This is a genomic window from Dactylosporangium salmoneum (assembly GCF_039532525.1).
GTDB classification, from domain to species: domain Bacteria; phylum Actinomycetota; class Actinomycetes; order Mycobacteriales; family Micromonosporaceae; genus Dactylosporangium; species Dactylosporangium salmoneum.
Window position 1 is genome coordinate 48,719 of sequence record NZ_BAAARV010000012.1, and the last position, 17,270, is coordinate 65,988.

Genomic DNA, 17,270 nt, shown 5'->3' on the forward strand with positions numbered 1-17,270 from the left:
CAACGAAGGCGGCCGATCCGTCCAGGGCATACCGGCCGACGTTCTGCGACCCTCACCGCATCATGACGGCGGCGAGGGGACGTATGGGCGAGATCGCGGCGGTCGCGGCTGCGGGCACCGACTGGGCCGGCCGGACCGGTCGCCGCGCAGACGAGGCCAATGCCGCCGCCGGCCGGCTCGTGCGGCTCATGGACGCGTGGTTCGCAACGCGGCGTCAGGACCGCCGCTTCGACCGGTTCGGCGTGCACTTCGATTTCCTGGAACCGGCCTTGGCGGGCGCGACCGAGCGGCTGCGGGCCGAAATCGGCGAGCCCGACGACGACCGGCCCGGGACCGTCTACGACCGGTGCCGCGCGGTCGAGCAGGGCCTCGCCGTCGTCCACCGGCTCTTCGCCTGGTACGCGGAGAAGTACGACCAGCGGTGCAATGACCGCCTCACCTCGGTCCTCGGCGCCGCCGACGAACTGGTCCGCTCCTGCTGGGTGGAGCCGTTCCGGCGGGCCGGCGTGCCGTGCCCGACCGGGCCGCTGACGTTCGTGGCACCGCAGTGGGGCGCGTGCGCCACGGTCCGCGACGCCGTACCCCGGCCCCTGCGCAGGGACGCGCCGGATCTGGTGGGTGACCTCGTGCGGACCCTGCCGATCCCGGTCATCTCGCTGCCGGAGACGGTCACCGGGCAGGGCTGGTGGCTGGCGCTGGCCGCGCATGAGGTCGGCCACCACGTCGCCGGCGACCTCGGCCGGGACGGGGACGAAAGCCTCGAGGACCGGGCCGCGGACGCGCTCGCCGACGCACTCGGGCATCACGATCCGGCCCGCGGCGCGCTCTGGCCGACATGGGCGGCCGAGTTGTTCGCCGACGCGTTCGCGGCGGTCGCCGTCGCCGAGGCCGGAGCGTGGGCGACGCACGAGCTGGAGTACACCGCGCCGACCGCGTTCTTCGCCACCCCTGACGGGGGCGCGTACCCGCCTCCGGCGATCCGGCTGGCCGTCGCCGGCGAGACCGTGCGCCGCCTGGGCACGGGGACCTGGCCGCCGGGCGCCGAAGACGTCCGCCAGTGGTTGCGCTACGCGGCCTTGCCGGGGATCGCCGAGGACGACGTCGCGGCGCACCTGACGCTGGCCGCGCCGGCCGCCGAGGCCCTGCTGGACCTGCCGGTGGGCGGCCGCCGGCTGGCCGATCTGTTCGACAACCGCGCCGGGTGGTTCGCCCCCCGCGGCCGGGTGGCGGACTGGACTGTCGAGCTGCGCGGCCCCGATCCGCACCTGCACCCGATCGGCGGCGCCGAGGCGGCCCGGCTGACGGTGCTGGCCGGGGTGCGGGCGTACCGCGCCGGTGCCTCCGACGGCCTGCACGAACGGCTCGTCGCGGCCATGGCGAAGGCCGGCCCGCCGGGAACGCTGGCCCCCGGCGGGGCGGTCGGGATGCACCCGGCGGATGCCGCCGGCCTGATCGTGCGCGCGTTGAAGGAGGCCCGATGATCCTCCCGCGGATCGTGATCGACGTGCGCCCGGACGGGCCCGACTGGATCGTCAGCGTCGGCTGCGCCACACCGCCGCTGGAGCACCGGATGCCGGCGCTGGAGCTGCCCGGCGGACGCCGCCTCCCGGCCCCGGCGGGCGCCGACCCGGCGAAGGTCGCGTCGATGCTGGAGCGGATCGACGACAACACCACCGACGCCGCCGATGTCCGCGAATACGGGTGCCTGCTGTACGAGGCCCTGCTCGCCCCCGCGTGGCCGGCCATCCAGATGCGGCCCGACGTGGTCGAGGCTCGCGGCGTCGAGCTCGCGCTGCAGTGGCCGGCCAGCGAGACTGCGTTGCACTCGATGTTGTGGGAGGCGATGTACGACGGCAACCACCCGCTGGCCGGGCATCCCCGCCTGCTCGTCGCCGTCACTCGGCTGGTCCCTACCGACGTTGCCGAGCGCCCGTACGAGCTGCAACGGCCCGCCCGGATGCTGCTGGCCTGCGGAGCGCCGCTCACCGACGCAATCATCCGCCCAGGAGCCATGTTCGTCGGCCTGGTTCGCGCGCTGGAGACCACCGGCATGTGCTCGCCCCGGGTCGACCTGCACGTCACCGCGCAGCACCTGGCCGACGCCTGCCGCGAGTTCCGGCCGGACCTGGTGCACCTCATCGCGCACGGCGCTGCCGGTGGGGAGAGCGGCGTGGTGAGCCTCGGCTCGGGGCGGCCCGGCGGCGGCGACGTGGACGGAGCGCAGCTGCTCGCGGCGCTGACTGACGGCGGGCGGCCCGCCGCGGTCATCCTCAGCGCCTGCCGCTCCGGCTCGATCAACCCCAGGACAGGCGCGTTGCCGCTCGCGGCTCAGCTCGTTGGCGGCGGCATCCCGGTCGTAGTGGCGATGACCGGCGACATCGCCGAGACCGCCTGCCGGCTGTACACGAACAAGATGCTCGAGGCGCTGCGGGAGGGCGAGCCGCTGGTCGCGGCGGCTGCCCGGGGCCGGCGGGCGGCACTGATCGGCGAGATGTCCTCGCTGCACCGGCTCGACTGGGCGATGCCAGCGCTGTTCCTGGCCCGCAACGTCGAGCCGGGCGCCCGTCTCATCGACCCGGAGCAGGCTCACCGCCTCGGCGACATCGCACGCGAGCTGGAGCTGCTCATGCAGCCGGTATTCATCGGGCGCAACGCGTTCCTCAGCCAGATCGACGCGGCGTTCCCACCCGAGCGCCGGCCCGGCACAGGGCTCGTCATCGTCGGGCGGGACGGGCCGATCGCCTCGCTCGGCGGGACGCGGCTGCTGCGCGAGATCGGCCACCGGCTGCTGCGCCGCGGCCACTTGCCCATCTTGCTCGGCCCGTTCAGCCAGATGGCGCCGACCACCCTGCTGCAGGTCATCTGCCAAATCACGACCAAGATGGCCCAGTTCGCAGAGCAGACTGAAGTGCGGCTGCCGGCGTCACGCCTGCTCGGCCTGCGCGGCACCACCGACTGGCCGATGCCGGCCGCCGAGGACGAGATCGAGGCCTACTACACCGCCAGCTACGAGCTGTCGCAGCGCGACCCGTCGGCGGTAGTGCCGGACAGGACCCGCAGCCGCCTGCGCTCCGACCTCTACGCGCTGGCCCTCGCCGCGGCTGACGCCGGGCCGCCGTTCGGCGCGCACACCACCCCGGTTCTGCTCCTCGACGAGCTGCACCGGTGGGAGGGCGTGGTGCGCCAGCTGCTCGGCCTGGTCCGCCCCAGCGGCCTGGGCACGGCCAGGCTGCCGATTCCGGTTATCGCCACCGCTTCACTGTCAGCCGGCGACGGGGAGGCGGTCCGGCAGTTCATCAGCCCCCGGAAGAACCAGCCGGGGTACCTCTACGAAGAGCTGCGTGCCCTGGGCAGCGCCGAGGCGGCGCTGGGCTTCCAGTGGGTGCTCATGCGTCCCTGGGGTGAGCACCCGGCCTACGTAGCACCGACCAGCACCGACCACGCAATGCTGGCCAAGACGCTGCTGCGGCTGAGCGGTCAGCCGAAGGCGGTCAACGGCGATCTGTACCTTCTCGCCGGCGCCCTCAGCGACCTCGGCCTGCTTGAGCAGGTCGACGACGACAAGGTCTACGCCGACTTCGCGGAGCGGTACGCATGATCTTTCCCGCCGAACTGGATTTCGACCGGCTGGTCACCGAGGCGGTCGAGCGGGCCCGCAAGGACCGCCTGGCCATGGTCGATTCGGCGGTACTGGCCCGCCTCGCGCTGCTGCCCGAGTGGACCGGCGGCCTCGCCGAGCTGCTCAGCCTCGACGCCGGCGGGACGCTCAACATCGAAGCGCTGGCCGAGGCCGGACTCATCGACACACGCACCACAGTGGAGGCCGGCGGCCGCCGCGGCCGGTCCTTCTGGCTGCGCACGAGTGAACGGGCCGAGGTCGGCCTGTATCTGCGTACTGTGCGTAGGACCGACCTGCGGGGCGACCTCGACGACCTGGCCCGCGCTGTGCAGCGCCTCGACGAGGAGACGATTGACGCCTACCGGTTGCGCCCATGGCTGACGGTCGTCGAGGACTTCCTCGGCGACCGCACCGGCCTGCGCCTGATCCGCACCGTCGACGAGCTCGTTGACGGCCAGCGGCTGCCTGAGGCGGTGACGCTGGTCGCCGCGGTCAGCGTGCTCGGCGACATCCTCGGCGTCCCGCTCGCGGACGTCGCGAAACGCGTCCAGTGGCGTATCGACCGAGCCCACCGCAGCGAACGCGACGCCCTCTACATGCAGCACTACATGAATCGGCGGGAGGCTGAAGCAGCTGTCCAGCACCTTCTGAGCTTCGACGGCCGGCACTGGGCGCTGCACCTGCGCGGCGCGGCCGGCGTCGGCAAGACCATGCTCGTGCGGTACCTCACCTCTCGGCGATTCCTGGAGGAGTCAGGCGGCACGCGGCCGGTGGCCCGGGTCGACTTCGACCATCTCCCGCCCCGTTACCCGAAGGATCGGCCCGCCGACCTGCTGCTCGCCCTCGCCTTCGACCTGCTCGGCCATCGGGAGACTCGGGCCGCGAGCCAAGCGCACTTCCAGCTCGTCACCGCCGCCGACGCGCTGCACGAGGAGTTGCACCGCACTGAACTGCTCGAGCACAACGTGGTCGAGTTCGAGCGCCAGGTCATCGACCGGTTCGTGGACTTCCTGCGTGAGCTGCCCGCGCCGCCGCTGCTCGTCCTCGACACATGCGAAGAGCTGGCGAAGCTGTACACCGCCGGGGCCTCGGCGCCCGCCATCGACCGGACCTTCGAGCTGCTCGAGCAGATCCACGACCGGTTCCAGGGTGTCCGGGTGCTGCTGCTGGGCCGCCGGCTTCTGGTGCCGTCCGCGGATCCGCTGCGGCGGGCGGCCGAGCCGCGGCTGCGTGAGCGGCCTTACGTGCGAGTGCTGACCATGCACGGCTTCGACGCGACCGAGGCGCGCAGTTATGTGCAGGGCCGGCTGGCCGGCACACCACAGGAGCGGCACGCGGAGGCCGTGCTCGAGACGGTGGCCCGGCGCGGCGGCGACAACGACTACAACCCGTTCGACCTTCACGGGTACTGCGAATGGGTGCGCGACGATGCCGACCTGGATGTCGGCGCGCTCGCTGGCGTGCCCGGCGATCCGCTCATCGAACTGCGCATACTCGGCAGGCTCGGCGAGAGCCCCGCGCGGCGCGCACTCCCCGTCGCCGCCGCGTTCGGACGCTTTGACGTGGCCCTCGTCGCCCCGTCGCTGGACCGGCTCGGCATCGACGTCAGCGAGGCCTTTCGCGACCTCGCCGCGCAGGAGTGGGTCAGCACGATAGCCGTCGGCCCGACCGGCATGCCGGATCTCATCGAGATCGACCCGAATTGGTGCGGGCGGCTGCGGGTGGTGCTAGCCGCCCGCGAACCGGTTGATCGGGACGCCCTCGGCCGGGACGCCGCCGCAGTCGTGCGCCGTGGCGACCTCGGCCACATCCCGGCCGAGACCGTCGAGGCCGCGCTGCACCTGCTGCCGGTGGCTGAGGTCGGAGCCTTCTGGACCGACCTCGAGGAGCGTGTCGTCGCCCAGCGCGAGTGGGCCTGGGCCGGCCAGGTCAGCGCCCGCGCGGCCGGCGTGGAAGCGCAACTGCGCCCGGACGGTCCAAGCATCCTCGCCGCGATCCTCGCCACCCAGGCCGCCTCCCGGCTGCACGCGGGCCTCACTACCGACACGTCCCCGATCTGGGCCGACGTGGCCAGTCACGCCGAGCGCCATCCCGACCCGGCGCATCGGGCCCGGCTTGCGGCCCGGGCTGCGCTCGGCCGCGTCGGCGAGGTCGGTGTGCCGCTCCCGTCCGCCGATGCTTTGGCGGCCGCCCCGATCGCCGCTGTGGTCGCCGCGATCGAGCGGCTCATCGACCGAGGGGCCGACGCCGGGCCCCTGTTGTGGCATGTTGCCCTGCAAGAGCGCATCGACCCGGTGGCGGCGGTCGCGCTTGGCCTGTGCCGTGCGGTGCTCAGCCTGCAGCGTGACCAGTTGGCCGGAGCCGAGGCGTGCGAGGCCGCTGCGGCGGCGGAGCGGCTGCGTCCGTCCGACCGGGTCCCGTACGCCGACTGGGTGGTCCCGGAGCACCTGTTGGACCGCTGCCGCCTCGCGGTACTGCTCGCCTCGATCGCCGAGCCCTCGGTTCGACCGGCCCGGGCCGGGCTCGACCGCTGGTGGGCCGAGGCGGCCACCCGCCCGCACGCGGTGGACGCGGAGCGGCTGATGTCCGCCCTGTGTGCCCTCGACGCGGACGCCGAGCCGGACGAGAAGCTCACCCAGGCCGCGACGTTCGGATACGTCCTCGGTCGCCGGCCGAGACACTGGCTGCATCAACAGGTGCCGCCCCTCGTGGTGGCCGTCGCTGACCGTCTGGGCACGCCCGCGGGCGTCACCCTGCTCGAGCAGCACTTGTCGGCCGTCGCGGTGGCCGGCGACGACCCGGACCATGTCGAGCAGTGTCAGCTGGCCCTCCTGCGTCGCTGCCGGACCGATCGTACGATCGCCCACCTGCCCAATATTGAGGACCTCGCCCGGTTCGGCACACCGCACGTACGCGCCGAAGCGTGGTTGACCCTGGCCCTGATACAGGACCTGGTACCGCCGAGCGTCGAAGCGGCCGGGAGTTTCTACGGCTGGTGGCGGACCTGCACGAAGGACCGGGCGGCCCGCAGCGAGATGCGCGACGAAGACGAGCTGTTCGCAGGCAGTGCCGCGGCGACGGTCGCGGACTACGAGCTGATCAGGCCAGGGCTGTCCGGCTCCCCGCCGCGGCGCTCAGCTGTCGCCGCCGCGCTGCTCTTGCCGCACGCGTTGGAGGAGTACGAGCGCTACCACATCGCACGCCGGATGGCGACGAGCCAAGCACCGCCCGGGCTGCCGCGGCGGCTTGTCGATCCGGCCCTCGTTGGTGCCGGCGAAGTGTTGGCCATCCGCGCACCGAAGCTTGCGTCCGAGGTGCTGGTGGACGCGGCCGCGCAGATGTGCGACCGCTCACCCGAGCAGGCGTGGAAGGCCGCGGTGCTCGCCCGGCTGGCGGCCGGGCGTTCCGTCGCGGCCCTGGTCGGCGCCGCCCGGCCGCGCGTGCGGGCCACCCGCCTGGCACGGCAGCTCGAAACGCGGCTCGGTATCACGCCGGTAGCGATGGGCGAAGGCTGGCGGAGCCGGCGGCGGGCCATGCCAGGCTGGCTGCCCCGGCCGGTCGCCACGAACCGGCTGGAGGTGACCGGAGGGAGGCGGTCCGCGCTGGCGCTCCTGAACGTCATCCTCGTGCCCGCCACGGCCGTGTTCGCGCTGCGGTTCCCAGCCGTGAGCCTCGCTGGCACGGCCGTTCTGCTCGCCCTCGCGCTACTGCTGCTCCTGGCTCGTCGGGCACTGCCGGTGAATAGCATCGGGTTGCACGTTTCCGTCTCGGGCCGACGGCTCTCGACGACCTGCACCACGTCCGTCCGCAGGCGCTCGATCGTGCCACGCCGCTCCCGCCTCAGGCCGTGGCTGCGCCATCGGGTCAACCCGGTGACGCTCGACATGGAACCGCCGTTCCCGAGTCTCGACCGGGCGTTCCGGCGCGCCCGTCGGCGCCCGATCAGGATGAGCCTCTCCATCGACAGGACCACGGACCGGTGGACCGAACGGTGGGAGCAGGCCATGGGCCAGCGAGCCGAGTCGGCGGCCCTGGCAAACGTCCTCTGGCACCGCATCGTGCCCATCGCCATGGCCGCGCCGCGCGACTGCAAGGGCATTGCGTATCTCGGGCCGCTCTATCTCGCGCCGCCTGGGACGGGTGTCCCGCCGCTTTCCCCACTCGTCCGCCACATGGTCGGGGCACCGCTGAAGACCTGGATCGAGCTGCTCTTCGTAGTTCACGACGAGACCCCGGCCGAGGCGGAGCTCTGGCGCTCGGCGCTGCGCCTCGACCGGATCGCCAGCCGAGGCCAGGTGTTGGTGTTGCACGCCCCGCCGATCGACGGCCCCGCGCGGTGCTTCGGCGCCGACGGCGCCGATTACCTGACCCTCGCCCGCGCCGCCGTCGAGGCCGGAGCGAGCGCGGTGTTCCTCGTCCCGCCGCTGCCCGACGAGGCCGCGGCGCGAGCCGTTCGGCTGGTCGAGGCCGCCGCAGCGCGCTGGGACGATGGCTTCCGGCGCGACGAGCTGTTGGAGCTGCTGCGGGATCTCAAGGCGACGGTGGCCGAGTTCGAGCCGGAAAGGACGCCGTGGGGGGAACGGCCGGTGGTCGATGTTCAGCTCGTCATGCGACGGTGAAGGAGCCGGTAGATGTGGCAGACGATCAAGGCAGCGTTCCTGGCGGATGCCGGGCATGCCACCGTGGCGTTCGTGCCGGACGAAGGTGCCGAGGTGCTGCGGCCCGACCGCGGCTACGTGCGGGTGTGGCTCGTCGAAGGCTATCTCGCCAAGGCCCGCACGTGGGGCAATGACCACTTCCCGGCGTTGCACGGCGGGGCGGCCCTCAACTTCGCCGGCCGCGACCTGCAGGTGTTCGCGAAGTTCACCCGCGCGCCGGCGGCCATCACCGGGCCCGGCGTGCAGCTGAACTTCCAGCTGACGCCACTGCTGCCGTACGAGGGCGGCGTGGTCGAGGTGGAGGCGGCGCTGTTTCGCACCACGACCGCCGGACCGCTGGCCGCGGCCGCGGACCTGGTCGGCGCCCTGACGCCGCTGCTCGGGCCGCCGCTGTCCACGGCGGCGGCGGTCGTCGAGCGGATCGGCACCGGCCTGGACGCGGTGGTCAAGCAGGCCGGCGAGCGGCCCGTCCTCACTGTCCACCAGAGCTTCGTCGCGGCCGGAGACACCGGGGGCGGTCCGCAGGTACGCTCCGGATACCTCGTCGTCGCCAACACCGCCCCGGGCACCCTCGGCCCGTTGTCCTTCCCGGACGGTCTGCTGTACGTATCCGGTCAGCGCCCGACCGGCGTCGACTTCCTGGTGCTGCGCCTGGAGTGCCGCGCCGAGCCCGACCACTGGGGCCTGGCCCGGTTCGAGAAGCTCGTCAACGACGCCGGCGCCGCTCACCTGCGCCGCCAGCAGGAGACCTTCGAGGCGCTGCGCACCGAGGCCGTGACCGCCGCCTGGAACTGTCCCGACTTCGTCCGTCCTGACCGCAAGCGGCTGGCGCGCCTCATCGCCGAGGAGATCGACGCGATCAAGGAGCTCGGCGCGGTCGCCCGGCCGGCCCGCCCGCTCGACGAGGCCGCCGCGCGTGCCCTGCCCAGCCGTAGGGACCCGGACATCGCCTCGCTGCGCCTGAACGACCTCCTGTAACGGGGTCAGGCATCGTCCAGGAGCAGTCTCAGCAGCGAGGACGGCATCGGCTCGGCCCTGTCCGCGGCGCTTGTCGGCGGCCCCGCGAGCCGGGACACGGTGACTGTGCCAGCATGATGAGGTGATGATCTCCCGAAAGGGCAATGCCGCGTAGACGGCCCGGCGCGATCCGCGCCACCCAACGGGTTGCCGTCCGCCAGTGGGCGCGTGACGGCGGCCCCCTCGACCGGCTCTCCCCAGCCACGGCCGCCGCCGTCCGCGCGACCGAGCACGGCGGCCGGCTCGGCCCTCGCCCGCGCGACCTCGCGGGCTACGACCCCGACCCGTTCCACGAGCACGTCCGGCCCGGGCACGCGGCGTCGTTTCTGGTGCAGTACCGCAAGTTCCTGCGCCAACCGGGCGCGCGGCTCCGGCTGGAGGCCTCGCTGTGTCCCGCCTGCCCCGGCTGCCAGTACGACGACCTGGCGGTCGCGCGGGACGCGCTCGAGGCCGTGACCCGGCTCCTGCCGCCGCCGGCCCGAGCGGAGCTGCGCCGGCTGCTGACGCGCCTCGACCGCGAGCTGCGGCTGCGCACCCTGCCCGACTCCACCCCCAAGGCGCGGTGGACCGGCGAGCCACTGCCCTGGTGGCATCGCCGGATATACCGGAACTGAGCGGCGGGCGCGCGGTGGGTCCAGGCCCCCCGCCCCGGCAACCGGGTGCCCCGGCCGGGAGTCATCCTGAGGACGAACCGCGATCGAGAGGGCGATGGAGCATGGAGTACCGCACGCTGGGCGGGACGGGCACGGTGGTGTCCGCGCAATGCCTCGGGACGATGACCTTCGGCAACGAGAGCGCGCAGGAGGTGGCCCACGCGCAGCTGGACCGGTTCGTGGAGCGTGGCGGCAACTTCATCGACACCGCCGACGTGTACTCCCGCGGCCGCTCCGAGGAGATCGTCGGCCGCTGGCTGGCCGCCTCGCCCGGCCGGCGCGACGGCGTGGTCATCGCGACCAAGGGCCGCTTCCCGATGGGCGACGGCCCGAACGACGCCGGCCTCACCCGCGCGCACCTGACCCGGGCGCTGGAGGCGAGCCTGCGCCGGCTCGGGGTCGAGGCCGTCGACCTGTACCAGGCCCACGCCTGGGACCCGCTGACCCCGATCGAGGAGACGCTGGGGTTCTTCGACGACGCCGTGCGGGCCGGGAAGATCCGCTACGCCGGGGTGTCGAACTTCCTCGGCTGGCAGCTGCAGAAGGCGGCGCTGCTGGCCCGGCTGCGGGGGCTGGCGCCGATCGTGACGCTGCAGCCGCAGTACAACCTCCTGGCTCGCGACATCGAGCTCGAGCTCGTCGACGTGTGCGGGCACGAGCGCATCGGCATCCTGCCCTGGTCGCCGCTGGCCGGTGGGTGGCTGACGGGCAAGTATGCCCGCGACGCCGCGCCGACCGGCGCCACCCGGCTCGGCGAGGACCCGGGCCGCGGCATGGAGGCCTACGGGCCGCGCAACGCCCAGGAGCGCACCTGGCGGGTGCTCGACGCGGTCCGCCGGGTCGCCGAGGGCCGTGGCGTGTCGATGTCCCAGGTGGCGCTGGCCTGGGTGGCCGCCCGCCCGGCGGTGACCTCGGTGATCCTCGGGGCCCGCACGGTGGAGCAGCTCGACGACAACCTCGCCGCCGCGGACCTTCGCCTGTCGGGGGAGGAGACCGGGCTGCTCACCGAGGTCAGCGCGCCGGTGATGGGCGACTACCCGTACGGCCCGCTCGGCGTCGACCAGCGTGCCCGCACGCTGCCGGGGTGAACGGCTCATCTGTTAGGAACATTGACAGATATATAGCCTCCAGGCTTAATACAAGTCTCGAAGTTAACCCCCCCCCCCGCCAGGAGGCGTGCACATGGTCCCAACCCGGCCGTTGTCTGCACTGCTCGTCGCGGCCACCGCGGCCGCCCTGCTCACATCAGCCCAGCTGCCGGCCGCCGCGGCAGCTACCTCGGTTCAGGTCTACTGGAGCTCGGAGTCGCGCACCGCGGGCTACGAGCCGAAGAACGGCAACTGGTACACCAGCCCGGCCACCGGCCTGGCCGGCACCCCGTACCAGCTCTCCCGGCAGGCCGACGCCCCGATCGTCGCCGCCACCGGGAGTGCCACCGTCACCGTCGACACCGGCACGAAGTACCAGTCGATCCTCGGCGTCGGCTCGTCGCTGGAGGAGTCCACGATCTACAACCTGTCGCGGATGAGCGCGACGGGCCGCGACAAGGCGCTGCGCACGCTCGTCGACCCGGCCACCGGGGCCGGCTTCAACGTCGCCCGCATCACCTTCGGCACCAGCGACTTCACGTCGCACGACTTCTACACCTACGACGACGGGGCGGCCGACCCGTCGCTGTCGCGGTTCTCGATCCAGCGCGACATCGACTACAACATCATCGCCACCCTGAAGCAGGCCCTGGCCATCAACCCCAACCTGCGCATCTTCGCCAGCGCCTGGTCGGCCCCGCCGTGGATGAAGACCAGCAACAACATCATCGGCGGCAGCCTCAACAGCACCTACATCGCGACGCTGGCGACGTACTACCGCCGGGCCGTGCAGGCGTACGCCGCGCAGGGCATCCCGATCTACGCGCTCACGCTGCAGAACGAGCCGCTGTTCTCCCCGGCGGACTACCCCGGCATGCTGGTGAGCGCCGACCAGGAGCGGCAGTTGGCCAAGGCGCTGCGCACCGAGCTGAGCAACAACGCGCTCGGCGGCGTCAAGATCTGGGCCTTCGACCACAACTTCAGCGAGGGCGTGTCCTACGCCGCCGGGGTGCTCGGCAGCTCGTCCAGCCACAGCGACGCGTACTCGTCCGTCGACGGCATCGCCTTCCACGACTACGCCGGCGACCCGTCGGCCATGTCCACCGTCAAGGCGAGCTACCCGGACAAGGACGTGCTCATGACGGAGCGTTCCGTCTGGGGTACGTCGGGAGCCGACCGCATCGTGCAGTACTTCCGCAACAACGCCACCCTGTACGAGGGCTGGGTCAGCATGCTGGACCAGAACCGCTCGCCCGAGCGGTGGTCCGGCTCGCCCGACCCGACCATGCTCGTGCAGAGCCCGACCAGCCGCGACACGTTCTGGGCGCTGCCGGACTACTACATGGTCGCCCAGTTCTCGAAGTTCGTCGCGGCCGGCGCGCGGCGCGTGTCGACCGGCTACGGCTCGACCGGGACGGTCACGAACGTCGCCTTCCAGAACCCCGACGGCACGCTCGTCACCGTCGTGGTGAACCAGACCGCGGCGAGCCAGCCGTTCACGCTGCGGGTGGGCAACCAGCAGGTCTCCAGCACCCTGCCGGCGAAGACCGTCGGGACGTACCTCTGGGCCGGCGCCGACAGCGGCACCCCGTCGACCCGGACCGGCCAGATCACCGGCTACGGCGGCAAGTGCGTCGACGTCGCCGGCGCGAGCACCGCGAACGGCACGAAGATCCAGCTGTACACCTGCAACGGCACGACGGCCCAGCAGTGGACGGTCGGCACCGACGGCACGTTGCGCGCGCTGGGCAAGTGCCTCGACGTGGCCGCGGCCAGCTCGGCCAACGGCACGAAGGTGCAGCTGTACGACTGCAACGGCACCGCGGCGCAGCAGTGGGCGGCGGGCGCCGACGGCAGCCTGCAGTCGCTGGGCAAGTGCCTGGACGCCACCGGCCCGAGCTCGGCCGACGGCACCCAGCTGCAGATCTGGACCTGCACCAGCGCCGCCAACCAGCGCTGGACCCTGCCGTAGCCCTTCCCGGCGGGTGATCGACGTGGCGGCCCGAGCCCCTCGGGCCGCCGCCCGCCGGGTGACCGGGCTCACGTGAAGATCACGAGTCAAACTGTTTGCCGGGCCGCGCGCATGGGAAGCCGGGGGCCCGTGCCTCACATCCGCGCCGACAGCATCCTCGCCCTCACCGCCTCCGAACTGCTCGCCCGCCACGCGCCGGCCGCCGACGGCGGCTGCGTCGTGTGTGAGCGGCCGATGCCCTGCCCGGCCGCCACCTACGCGCAGGACGTCGTGGCGGCCATCGCCCCGCCGCGCCCCACCACCGAGCCGGACCGCCCCGCCGAGCCGGCGCTCTGAGCTGACCGGCCGGGTGTGACGCGCCCCGGGCCGTCCGGCGTTTCTGTGCGAGGGTGGCGGGGTAGGCGAGTGGCCATGGTGGATGTCGATTCCCAGACGGCCCGGGAGTACGCGCGCAACGCGCCCGACGAGCGCCCGCTGCGGGGCTACGCGACCGTGCTCGGCGTGTTCGCCGCCGCGGCCGGGGCGGTCGCCGGTGCGGCCCGGCTGTCCGGTCGGCGGCTGCCGGGGCGCCCGCCGGCGGCGGACCTGGCGCTGCTGGCCGTGGCCACCCACAAGATCTCGCGGCTGGTCACCAAGGACGCGGTGACCAGCCCGCTGCGGGCGCCGTTCACCCGGTTCGAGGAGCCCGCGGGGGAGGCCGAGCTCAACGAGAGCCCGCGCGGGCGGGGCCACCGCCACGCCCTCGGCGAGCTGCTCACCTGCCCGTTCTGCACCGGCGTGTGGGTCGCCGGCGGGCTGGCCGCGGGGCTGGTGTTCGCCCCGCGGGCGACCCGCTTCGGGATGGGCGTGGCGACCGCGATCGCCGGCTCCGACTTCCTGCACCTCGCCTACGACGCGGCCAAGCGCAAGGCCGCGGGCTGACGGCCCCGCGGATGATTTCCGGCGGCGTCTCTTGACCCGACTATTCATTCGATGAATAGTGGGGGGCATGTCCGCACCGTTCGTGTTGCTGGGGCTGCTGTGGGACGGGCCCAAACACGGGTACGACCTCAAGCACGCCTACGACCGGACGCTGCCGCGCGCCAAGGCGCTCGGCTTCGGCCAGGTGTACGCCACCCTCGGCCGGCTGGAGCGCGACGGCCTCGTCGAGCAGGTGGGGCAGGACCGCGCCGGCGGACCCGACCGCACCACGTTCGCCATCACCGACGCCGGCCGGGAGGCCCTCGAGCGCTGGGTGGCCGAGGTCGAGCCGCCCGCCCCGCACGTCGGCTCCGTCCTGCTGGCCAAGGTGATGGTCGCGCTGCTGTGGCCCGACACCGGGCGGGCCACCGCCTACCTGGCCGCCCAGCGCAAGGCGCACGCCGACCGGCTGCGCGAGCTCACGGCCGCGAAGTCCGCCCCCGGCGCCGCCTTCGGCGACGTGGTCGCCGCGGACTACGCGATCGCCCATCTCGACGCCGACCTGGTGTGGCTGCGCACCACGCTGCAGCGCGTCGCCCAACTGCCATCGGGGGTTGTCGGATGACCGCGGTACTGCAAGCCAGGGACGTGGCCCGCAGCTACGGCGCCACGCCCGCCCTGCGCGGTGTCTCGCTCGACGTCGCCGACGGCGAGATCCTCGCCGTCACCGGGCCCAGCGGCTGCGGCAAGTCCACGCTGCTGCACTGCCTGGCCGGGATCATCCGGCCGGACGCGGGCGAGATCCGGTACCGCGGCGAGCGCCTCGACACGAGATCCGAGGCCGACCGCTCGCGGCTGCGGCGCACCGAGTTCGGGGTGCTGTTCCAGTTCGGCCAGCTGGTCGCCGAGCTCACCGCCGCCCAGAACGTGGCCCTGCCGCTGCTGCTGGCCGGGGCCACCCGGCGCAACGCGCACGGCGCTGCCGAGTCCTGGCTGGAGCGCCTGGGCGTCGCCGGCGTGGCCGGCGCGCGGCCGGGGGAGATGTCCGGCGGGCAGCAGCAGCGCTGCGCCCTGGCCCGGGCGCTGGTCACCGAGCCGCGGCTGGTCTTCGCCGACGAGCCGACCGGCGCCCTGGACACCCTCGCCGGTGAGCAGGTCATGGGACAGCTCGTCGGCGTCGCCCGGGAGCGGTCCGTGACCGTGGTGCTGGTGACCCACTCCGGCCGCGTCGCCGGGTACGCCGACCGCGAGGTCGTGCTGCGCGACGGCGCCGTCGACCCGGCCGGCCTCGGAATCGCCCGATGAGGCCGGGCACGCTGCTGCGGCTGGGCCTGGCCGGCTCGCGGCTGGACACCGTGCGGGTCGGGCTGACCGCGCTCAGTACCGCCCTGGCCACCCTCGCGGTGCTGGCCGCGGCCAACGTGGTGGCGATCGGCCCGCTCACGCTGCACGGCGTCGGCTCGAACGAGTGGGCGGAGCAGTACAGCAACGCGCTGCTGCGCGAGCCCGGCCTGCGCCCGGGCGTCGTGCTCACCCTGCTGCTGCTCACCATCCCCGTCTTCGCCCTCGCCGGCCAGTGCGCCCGGCTCGGCGCGCCCGCCCGCGACCGGCGCCTCGCCGCGATCCGGCTCGCCGGCGCCACCCCGGCGCAGACCGTCGCCGTGGCCGCCGCGGAGACCGGCGTGGCCGACCTGGCCGGCTGGCTGGCCGGGCTCGCCGCGCTGCTGGCCGGCCGCGACCTGCTCGGCCACCCGGACGCCGAGGGCCGGCTGCCGCTGCCCACCGACGTCCGCCCGCCCGCGTGGCTGCTGGTCCTCGCCGTCGTGGCGGTCCCGGCCCTCGCCGCGCTCGCGGCCGCGGTGGCGATGCGCCGCGTGACGGTCGGTCCGCTGGGAGTCGTACGGCGGGCGCGGCGCACCACCGGCCCCCGCCCGTGGCCGGGCCTGCTCGTCCCGGCCGGGATGGCGGCCTTCGCGGTGGGCGGCGCCGTGCCACGGCTGTGGGTGCTCCTGCTGGCCGGCGCCGCCGCCACCGGGCTCGGCATCGTGCTCGGCACCGGCTGGCTGACCCACGTTTGCGGGCGCGTGCTGCAGCGCCGGGCCCGCCGCGCCTCGACCACCCTGGCCGCGGCCCGCCTGGTGAGCGACCCGTGGAGCGGCAGCCGCACCCTGGCCGTGCTGCTCATCTGCGTGCTCTTCGGCGCGGGCGCGGCCGGCGTGCGGGCCTACCTGCTCGCCGAGGTCTCGCTGCGGCAGGAGGCCGACCCGTTCTACGCCCGCACCATGGACCTCATCGACGCTGCGATCCTGGTGGCCGTGGCGCTGACCGCGATCGCGATGATCGTCGTGGTGGCCGAGGGCGTGGCGAGCCGCCGCCGGGAGTACGCGGCGCTGGTCGCCACCGGCGTGCCCCGCGCGACGCTGGCCGGCTCGATCCTGTGGCAGACCCTGCTGCCGGCCGTCCCGGCGATCCTGCTCGCCGTGCTCGCGGGGCTCGGCCTGAGCCGCACCCTGGGCACCCGGGCCACCGTCGATACCTCCGGGTCGTACACCTGCGTCAGCGACACCCCGCAGACCCAGGTCTGCCGGCCCACGACCACCCCGGTCCGCTCCGTCCCCGTCCCGATCCCGTGGCCCGAGCTGGCCCGCGACGCCGCCGCCGGGGTCGGCGCCGTGCTCGTCACGACCGGCGCGGGCCTGCTACTGCTGCGCCGCAGCGTCGACGTCGAGGAGCTGCGCGCCGCCTGACTGCTGCGCCGCAGCGTCGACCTCGAGGAGCTGCGCGCCGCCTGACCGCCGGGGCGCGGCCAGGCCGAGCGCGAGGCCGAGGAGGCAGCCCACCGCCACACAAATACAGCACGACCATGCCCACAGCATCACAGGGTCCGCGGCGGCGTACCCCTGACATCCGTCGTGGTCCGATCCGTCGACCGGGATATGGTCCGGGCATGGCCGCCTTCATCCGCAACGTGTCGTTCGACTGCGCCGACCCCTACGCCCTGGCCGGGTTCTGGGCCGGGGTGATCGACCACCCGATCCACCCCGAGTGCGCGCCCGGCGACGACGAGGTGGTCATCGATCCGCCGGCCGGGCCGCGGCTGTACTTCCAGGCCGTGCCGGAGGAGAAGGTGGTGAAGAATCGGGTGCACGTGTGCCTGCAGCCGGCCGACCGGGGCCGCGACGCCGAGATCGAGCGGCTGCTCGGGCTGGGCGCGGGCATGTTCGCCGACCACCGCACCGCCGACGGCGCCGGATGGGCGGTGCTGCGGGACCCGGCCGGCAACGAGTTCTGCGTCACCAGGGCGGACAGCGAGCGGCACGCCTGACGGTTCGCCGGGTTCGCGCCCGGCGGGCACACTGGGGT

13 protein-coding genes are annotated in these 17,270 nt (G+C 73.7%); all 13 read left to right on the plus strand.

Annotated elements, in window-relative coordinates:
- Positions 1-83: 83 nt before the first annotated feature.
- Positions 84-1,481 (plus strand): hypothetical protein, encoded by a 1,398-nt coding sequence (locus tag ABD352_RS06600; protein WP_344611312.1) that lies wholly within the window; start codon positions 84-86, stop codon positions 1,479-1,481.
- A complete protein-coding gene (locus ABD352_RS06605; RefSeq protein ID WP_344611313.1) occupies positions 1,478-3,598 on the plus strand; it encodes a CHAT domain-containing protein in 2,121 nt (706 codons plus the stop codon). Before ABD352_RS06600 ends, ABD352_RS06605 begins: the two co-directional genes overlap by 4 nt.
- Positions 3,595-8,238: a hypothetical protein gene (locus ABD352_RS06610; RefSeq protein WP_344611314.1), complete on the plus strand. Its 4,644-nt coding sequence runs from the start codon at positions 3,595-3,597 to the stop codon at positions 8,236-8,238. The genes ABD352_RS06605 and ABD352_RS06610 overlap by 4 nt, the downstream gene beginning before the upstream one ends.
- Before the next feature lie 12 nt (positions 8,239-8,250).
- Positions 8,251-9,255 carry a hypothetical protein gene (locus tag ABD352_RS06615; RefSeq protein WP_344611315.1) on the plus strand — a complete coding sequence of 335 codons (1,005 nt, stop codon included), beginning with the start codon at positions 8,251-8,253 and terminating at the stop codon, positions 9,253-9,255.
- Between the two features lie 143 nt (positions 9,256-9,398).
- Positions 9,399-9,908 carry a hypothetical protein gene (locus tag ABD352_RS06620; RefSeq protein WP_344611316.1) on the plus strand — a complete coding sequence of 170 codons (510 nt, stop codon included), beginning with the start codon at positions 9,399-9,401 and terminating at the stop codon, positions 9,906-9,908.
- 101 nt (positions 9,909-10,009) lie between these two features.
- On the plus strand, positions 10,010-11,035 hold the full coding sequence (locus ABD352_RS06625) for an aldo/keto reductase (protein WP_344611317.1): 1,026 nt from the start codon (positions 10,010-10,012) through the stop codon (positions 11,033-11,035).
- Positions 11,036-11,129: 94 nt separating this feature from the next.
- On the plus strand, positions 11,130-13,007 hold the full coding sequence (locus tag ABD352_RS06630; RefSeq protein ID WP_344611318.1) for a ricin-type beta-trefoil lectin domain protein: 1,878 nt from the start codon (positions 11,130-11,132) through the stop codon (positions 13,005-13,007).
- Between the two features lie 129 nt (positions 13,008-13,136).
- A complete protein-coding gene (locus tag ABD352_RS06635; RefSeq protein WP_344611319.1) occupies positions 13,137-13,343 on the plus strand; it encodes a hypothetical protein in 207 nt (68 codons plus the stop codon).
- A 75-nt stretch (positions 13,344-13,418) separates the two neighbouring features.
- The gene (locus tag ABD352_RS06640; RefSeq protein WP_344611320.1) at positions 13,419-13,928 is read left to right on the plus strand and encodes a DUF1360 domain-containing protein; all 510 of its coding nucleotides are present in this window, start codon (positions 13,419-13,421) and stop codon (positions 13,926-13,928) included.
- 67 nt (positions 13,929-13,995) lie between these two features.
- The gene (locus ABD352_RS06645) at positions 13,996-14,532 is read left to right on the plus strand and encodes a PadR family transcriptional regulator (protein ID WP_344611321.1); all 537 of its coding nucleotides are present in this window, start codon (positions 13,996-13,998) and stop codon (positions 14,530-14,532) included.
- The gene (locus ABD352_RS06650) at positions 14,529-15,212 is read left to right on the plus strand and encodes an ABC transporter ATP-binding protein (protein ID WP_344611322.1); all 684 of its coding nucleotides are present in this window, start codon (positions 14,529-14,531) and stop codon (positions 15,210-15,212) included. Before ABD352_RS06645 ends, ABD352_RS06650 begins: the two co-directional genes overlap by 4 nt.
- Positions 15,209-16,654, plus strand: coding sequence for an FtsX-like permease family protein (locus tag ABD352_RS06655; protein ID WP_344611323.1), 1,446 nt, complete (start codon positions 15,209-15,211; stop codon positions 16,652-16,654). Before ABD352_RS06650 ends, ABD352_RS06655 begins: the two co-directional genes overlap by 4 nt.
- A gap of 200 nt (positions 16,655-16,854) precedes the next feature.
- Positions 16,855-17,232 (plus strand): VOC family protein, encoded by a 378-nt coding sequence (locus ABD352_RS06660; protein ID WP_344611324.1) that lies wholly within the window; start codon positions 16,855-16,857, stop codon positions 17,230-17,232.
- Positions 17,233-17,270: the final 38 nt, after the last annotated feature.

Excerpts from the sequence above, each read along its gene's own strand:
- ABD352_RS06645 (WP_344611321.1), top strand. The coding sequence starts at position 13,996 with ATGTCCGCACCGTTCGTGTTGCTGGGGCTGCTGTGGGACGGGCCCAAA.
- ABD352_RS06605 (WP_344611313.1), top strand. The coding sequence starts at position 1,478 with ATGATCCTCCCGCGGATCGTGATCGACGTGCGCCCGGACGGGCCCGAC.
- ABD352_RS06625 (WP_344611317.1), top strand. The coding sequence starts at position 10,010 with ATGGAGTACCGCACGCTGGGCGGGACGGGCACGGTGGTGTCCGCGCAA.
- ABD352_RS06615 (WP_344611315.1), top strand. The coding sequence starts at position 8,251 with ATGTGGCAGACGATCAAGGCAGCGTTCCTGGCGGATGCCGGGCATGCC.
- ABD352_RS06630 (WP_344611318.1), top strand. The coding sequence starts at position 11,130 with ATGGTCCCAACCCGGCCGTTGTCTGCACTGCTCGTCGCGGCCACCGCG.
- ABD352_RS06660 (WP_344611324.1), top strand. The coding sequence starts at position 16,855 with ATGGCCGCCTTCATCCGCAACGTGTCGTTCGACTGCGCCGACCCCTAC.
- ABD352_RS06640 (WP_344611320.1), top strand. The coding sequence starts at position 13,419 with ATGGTGGATGTCGATTCCCAGACGGCCCGGGAGTACGCGCGCAACGCG.
- ABD352_RS06650 (WP_344611322.1), top strand. The coding sequence starts at position 14,529 with ATGACCGCGGTACTGCAAGCCAGGGACGTGGCCCGCAGCTACGGCGCC.
- ABD352_RS06600 (WP_344611312.1), top strand. The coding sequence starts at position 84 with ATGGGCGAGATCGCGGCGGTCGCGGCTGCGGGCACCGACTGGGCCGGC.
- ABD352_RS06610 (WP_344611314.1), top strand. The coding sequence starts at position 3,595 with ATGATCTTTCCCGCCGAACTGGATTTCGACCGGCTGGTCACCGAGGCG.
- ABD352_RS06620 (WP_344611316.1), top strand. The coding sequence starts at position 9,399 with ATGCCGCGTAGACGGCCCGGCGCGATCCGCGCCACCCAACGGGTTGCC.
- ABD352_RS06655 (WP_344611323.1), top strand. The coding sequence starts at position 15,209 with ATGAGGCCGGGCACGCTGCTGCGGCTGGGCCTGGCCGGCTCGCGGCTG.